Here is an 847-nt window from a genome sequence, read left to right on the forward strand (position 1 = left end):
GAGCAAAACCCTGGACGAATGGAAGGCCATGCTCGATCCAGAGCAGTACAACGTGTGCCGCCTGAAAGGCACCGAACGCCCATTTTCGGGTAAATACAACGCAACCAAAACTGACGGTGTTTATCACTGCGTGTGCTGCAATCAGCCCCTTTTCGACTCCAGCGCCAAGTTCGATTCGGGCTGTGGTTGGCCGAGCTTTTACCAGCCGATTGACGGCAGTGCGATGGTCGAGATCCGCGACGTGAGCCACGGGATGATCCGTACCGAAGTGGTCTGTGCCACATGCGATGCGCATCTGGGGCATGTATTCCCCGATGGCCCACCGCCCACCGGGCTGCGTTATTGCATCAACTCGGTCTGCCTGGACCTGGTTCCCCGCGACTGACTTTTCGAGGCCCGGCATGAACGACAACCTGCTCGATATACCCTGCATCACCCTCGACGGTGAGCAAAAGACCTTGGCAGAGTTCGGAGGCAAAGTGCTGCTGGTGGTCAACACCGCCAGTAAGTGCGGCTTCACTCCGCAATACGCCGGGCTTGAAGCGCTGTGGCAGCAATACAAGGATCGCGGCCTGGTTGTGCTGGGCTTCCCGTGCAATCAGTTCGGGCAGCAGGAACCTGGTGATGAAGCGGCCATTGCCGGGTTTTGCGAAGTGAATTTCGGTGTGAGCTTCCCGCTTTTCAAGAAAGTCGAAGTCAATGGCAACCAGGCGCATCCGTTGTTTGTCCAGTTGAAAAAGCGCGCACCCGGGCTGTTGGGGTCTCAACGCATCAAATGGAACTTCACCAAGTTTCTGATCAGTGCACAGGGGCAGCGGGTTAAACGCTATGCCCCGACCACCAAGCC

2 protein-coding genes are annotated in these 847 nt (G+C 57.3%); both read left to right on the forward strand.

Annotated elements, in window-relative coordinates:
- Nucleotides 1-385: peptide-methionine (R)-S-oxide reductase MsrB (msrB, locus tag TU76_RS23920; RefSeq protein WP_157316100.1), on the forward strand; the 385-nt coding region annotated here is incomplete at its 5' end.
- Between the two features lie 16 nt (nucleotides 386-401).
- Nucleotides 402-847: glutathione peroxidase (locus tag TU76_RS23925; protein ID WP_048352631.1), on the forward strand; the 446-nt coding region annotated here is incomplete at its 3' end.

This window comes from Pseudomonas psychrophila, assembly GCF_001043005.1.
GTDB classification, from domain to species: Bacteria; Pseudomonadota; Gammaproteobacteria; order Pseudomonadales; family Pseudomonadaceae; genus Aquipseudomonas; species Aquipseudomonas psychrophila.